The organism is Phytoactinopolyspora endophytica, assembly GCF_004138495.1.
Lineage (GTDB): Bacteria > Actinomycetota > Actinomycetes > Jiangellales > Jiangellaceae > Phytoactinopolyspora > Phytoactinopolyspora endophytica.
The window spans coordinates 27,676-32,478 of record NZ_ML142856.1 but is presented as its reverse complement, the minus strand read 5'-3'; the positions used below and the strand labels follow the sequence as shown (position 1 = coordinate 32,478).

The following is a 4,803-nucleotide window of genomic DNA, read 5'->3' as shown; positions in this document are numbered from 1 at the left end:
CCTTCATCAAGGCCGTGACCTCAACGTCGAGGCTGGCCAGAGGACTCGACGGCGGCTCGCTGAGTCGTCCGCTCGCCACCGCCTCGCGCAGCTCCGGCAGGAGCAGGATCGGCCGCCGGGCACCCGTTCGCTCCAGAACGGCGACGAGGCGGCTGTATGCCGGCCGCGCGTCGAGGTCCTGCCGCAGGGCACACTCCGCCGTAAGCGCCAGCCAGTCGGCTCGCACCGTCACCGGGAGGGGGACGTCCATCTCGTTGTACGGCGCCAGTTCACGTGCAGCGGCCGGGGGATCGTTCAAGGCCAGGCACGCGCGCTCTCGCGTGATCGCCAGAAGCGCGGCATGCCCTTCAGGCGCGGCAACGTCGTCCAGCTCGTTCAGCACAGCCTTCGGATCGCCTTGGACCAGGCGGGCATGCGCGCGGGCGATGACGGCCAGGAAGCCGTTGAAGGGGAGCTTATTCGTTGCATAGTCCGAGCCGCACAGAAGCAGAGCCTGCTCGGCAGCTCCCGGGTCGGCGGACATCAGACCGAGAACAGCCCAGGCCATCGCCAACCGGGAGGCTGGTGGTTCCGCATCGTGGTGGAGCATGCCGTACGCATGGTTCAGCATGCCCGGCACGTTCCATGTGCGGCCGTGCTCGAGCTCGAGAAAGCCGAGTACCAGATTCACGTGCTGGATGAGCAGCTCGTCGGAACGTGAATCGGCGTAGAGACGCGTGGATTCGATCTGCTGACGGCAGGCAGAAAGGTCACCCCGGAGGAACGACACGTAGGCCAGTTTCGACTCGGTCACAGCGACGTACCAGTCCGCGCGGTTGTTCCGGGCCATCGACCGCGCCGAGCGGAAGGTGGCATCGGCTTCCTGCAAGCGACCCTCCGCCAATCTGGAGGTGCCGATCTGATGCTTGAAGTAGGCGATGCGGTTGACCTGTTCGTGGCGCTGCTCGTCGGTTGCCGAGTCGATGTATGCCTGCCCCGATCTCTCCAGGGCATTGGCGCGGTGGATGTCGCCGTTCATCCGGGCGAGCATCATGCTGAGTGAATGGAAGGTCATCAGTGGACCGTTAAGCGAATCGCGGTCGACGACGGAGTTGGCTTGGGAGAGCCGGAGCGCAAAGGTGTCGATGTCGGTGGGACCGCGAAGCGCGGACGTGGCGGATATCAGCAGCAGACTCGGGTCGCTGGCCAGCATCTCATCGGTCACCGAGGCCACCACGGAATGCGTGTCCGAGAATCGGCCTTGAGCAGCCACATCGTCGCCCCACCTGTCCCTGAGCACGCGGGCGACGACATCGTCGAGCGACGCTTCGGCCAGGTAGGGCAGTGCGTCGGTGGTTCGGCCTGCGGCGACGAGCATCTGCACAGCCTTGGTGGTCAGCTCGGCCCGGCGTCCCGGATGCTTGACGTCCAGGTCTGCGAGCAGGCTCTGCCGCATCGGCTGCGGGATGCGCCAGTGGCCGTCGAGGTCGTCGTGGATGATCCAACCGCACGCAGTCCATCGATCGATCGCCTGAACCGCGTCGACGTCAGCATCGAGATCAGCTAACAGGAGGGCGAGCACCGTCGCGTCGAACCGGGGGATGGACGCCGCGCACATGAGCATCGGGAGCTCGGTGCCCGGCATGGCGGCGAGTACGTCGTCGCGCACGAACCGGTCGACGACCTCCCGCAACCGGCGATCTGTCAACGGCGCGTCCTGCCGCCGTGAGCGAAGGACGGCATCCACCAACGCCGGCCAGCCGTCGGCCGCGCGGTGTAGCTCGGCCGTGTCCTCGTCGGAGATGTCCACCTTGTACTTGTGGGCCAGGCTCTTCATCTCGGCGGAGGTGAAGAGCAGTTCCTCTGGCGGAACGATGTGAGCGGTCCCGTCCAGCACCATGGCGGCGGTGACCGTCGCCAGCGGACCGCGGGTCGCCACGGCCACGCGTGCGCCGCAGTCGAGGCTGGAACGGATGGCCATGTCCAACGTCTCATCGGCGCCGTCGATGCCGTCGATGAGCACCAGATCCGGCGTCGCCTGGGAGTCTTGGGAAAGCCGATCATTGTGCGCGGCCAGTTCGTCGTGGGAGGCGATCCGCGCAAGCCTCTCCCGCTTCGACAGGGCGCCCACCTGGTCTAGCAGTACGGACTTGCCAAGACCGGGCGGGCCCTGCAGCACCGTGATCGGCGCGGCGTCCTTCCCTGCTATCCGTTGGGTCAGGCGGGGTCGGGCGAGCGCGTGTCGCGACGACCGGTGGCCTCGGGCCGCGTGGCCGTTCACTATGTCGCTCCTCGCGAATCCTGAAGCCCCAGCGCTCGGGCGACGCCGACGGCTTGGTGCCGGTCGGCCGCGCCCAGCTTGCGATAGAGGCCGCGGGCGACCGTCTTGAGCGTGTTGCCTGACACGTACATGGCCTTGGCGATGTTGGCGAGCGTCTCCGCTCCGGCCAGCGCGGACAGCACCTCTGCCTCTCGTTCCGTGAGACGCGGCGGCCCCTCATGGTTGGCTCGCCGGAGGACTGACAGCTCCACGTGCAGGTTCGCCAACGAACTGGTCGCCGACGCGCTGAGCCGGCCCGTGACGACGGCGTCGCAGAGTCCAGGCAGTAGCAGGATCGGCCGGCGCGCCCCGGTGAACTCCAGCAATGCGAGCAGGCGGTGGAACGGCCGCTGCGCATCGTCGCCACGTTGTAGAGCGCCCTCGGTCTGCAGAGCCTGCACGTCTGCCCGGACGGTCAGAGGCAGGCTCTCATCCCCGTCGTATGCGGCGAGCTCCCGCTGTGCAACCAGGGGTTCGTCCATGGCGAGGTGCGCACGCGCCCGGGTGAGCGCGAGTAGAGCCTCGTGCTCGGCCGGAGCCTCGGCGTGCTCAAGCTCGGCGAGCGCGGCCTTCGGATCGTCTTGGGTGAGGCGGGCATGGGCCCGGGCGATGGCGGCGAGGAAACGATTGAAGGGAAGCCGGTTGGTGGCATAGCTCGATCTGCACAGGAGCAGCGCTTGCTCGGCCGCGGACGGATCATCGGTCAGCATGCCGAAAACGGAGTGTGCCACCGCCAGCCGGGCAGCCGGCGGCTCGGCGTCCGCGAGGAGCGTGTCATAGGCCCTGCGCAGGATGGCCGGCACGGTCCAGGTGCGGCCATACTCGAGCTCCACCAGCGCGTGGGCGATGTGCGCGTGGTCGGTGTACACGGCGTCGGCGTGCCCAATGCCGCGAGCCCGGACACAGGAGGCCTGGGCCGTTCGCTGCGCCATCTCCAGCTGACCGCGGAGAAACGCGGTGTACGCCAGCGCCGCCTCGCAGTTGGCGGCGTACCAGTCCGCCCGGTTGTTCTTGGCGCTCGACAGAGCCGAGCTCAGGGCGGCGTCGGCTTCGTCGATCCGGCCGACAGCCAGCCTGTTCAGGCCGGTCTGCATAGTGAAGTAGGCGATGCGGTTCGCGTGCTCATGTCGCTGGCCGGCATCGGCGGCGTCGAGAAACTCCCGCCCCGAGCCCTCGTGGGCGTGGGCGTGCTCGATGTCATCCCGGATACGCCCGAGCATCATGCTCAGTGAATGGAACGTCACCAGGGGACCGTTGAATGCGGCACGGTCGATGACCGCATCGGCCTGTGACAGCCGCAGCGCGAACGTCGGAATATCCGCAGGGTGCCCTAGAGCCGAGACGGCAGAGATCAGCAGCAGGCTCGGGTCAGTGGACAACACCTGGTCGTTCACCGATGCCACAGCGGTGCCCGTGTCGGAGAACCGTCCGTTCGGCACCACGTCGCTGATCCATTTCTCGCTCAGAACATCTGCCACCACCTGGTCGAGGGATGCCTCGACCAGGTACGGAAGCGCCACCGTGGTGCGGCCCTCGGCGACGAGTACCCGCACGGCCGCGGTGGTCAGCTCGGCGCGACGCCCAGGATGCTTGGCCTCCAGGTCGGCGAGGAGACTCTCCCGGATCGGCTGTGGGATCCGCCAATGCGAGTCGAGCACGTCGTGGATGATCCGTCCGTGCGCGGCCCACCGGTCGATCACGGCGATCGGGTCCAGGTCGGGGCCGAACCGGTCCGTCAGCAGGGTCGCCAGCACCGTGGTGTCGAACCGGGGCACGGCGGACGCGTCGGTGAGCATGGCGAGATCGTCAGTGGGAACGGCGCTGAGCAGTTCTTCCCGCACGAACCGCTCGAACAGCTCCTGCAGCTCCCGTTCGGTGAACGATCCGCTGAGCCGGCCCGAGCGCAGCGCCGCGTCGAGCATGGCCGGCCAGCCCTCTGTCGCACGGTGCAGCTCGGCGACATCGTCCGAGCTGATGTCGCTCTTGTACTTCAGAGCCAGACTCGTGGCCTCGTCGAGTGTGAACAGCAGATCTTGCGTGGAGATGATGCGAACCTCGCCATCGAGGACCATGCCGGACGTCACTGCCGCGAGCGGGTCGCGGCTGGCGATCAGCACCCGGGTTCGCGTCTTCCGGCTCAGGCTCAGCCCGACGGCCCTGGTCACCGGCTCCCCGGACGGGTCGGCGACACCATCGATCACGAGCAGGCCCGGCGCCGCATCGGCCCCGTCCGAGATCCGGCTGATGTGCGCCGCCAGTTCGTCGTCGGACGAGACGCGCACCACCCCGGTGGCGTTCGACCGATGCGCGGCGGTGTCCAACAGGACGGACTTGCCGGTGCCGGCGTGTCCCTGCACGACGGTGACAACCGCGGAATCATTCCCGACGATGCGTTGAAGCAGGCGCGGGCGCACGAGGACCTGGCGGGAGGTTCGTCCGCTTCCAGCCGCGCTGACCCTCACGATGCCACCCCTCCAGCGGTCCCACACATGATGAGCCGCCCA

2 protein-coding genes are annotated in these 4,803 nt (G+C 67.9%); both read right to left on the bottom strand.

All coding sequences use genetic code 11. The features are described 5' to 3' along the window. Positions 1-2,260 (bottom strand): hypothetical protein (locus ELR45_RS35305; protein ID WP_165367832.1); only part of this gene is annotated, 2,260 nt, incomplete at its 3' end. Further along, entirely contained in the window at positions 2,260-4,761 is a 2,502-nt protein-coding gene (locus ELR45_RS16520; protein WP_129667395.1) for a helix-turn-helix transcriptional regulator, read from the bottom strand. The genes ELR45_RS16520 and ELR45_RS35305, both read right to left, overlap by 1 nt. Positions 4,762-4,803 lie beyond the last annotated feature (42 nt).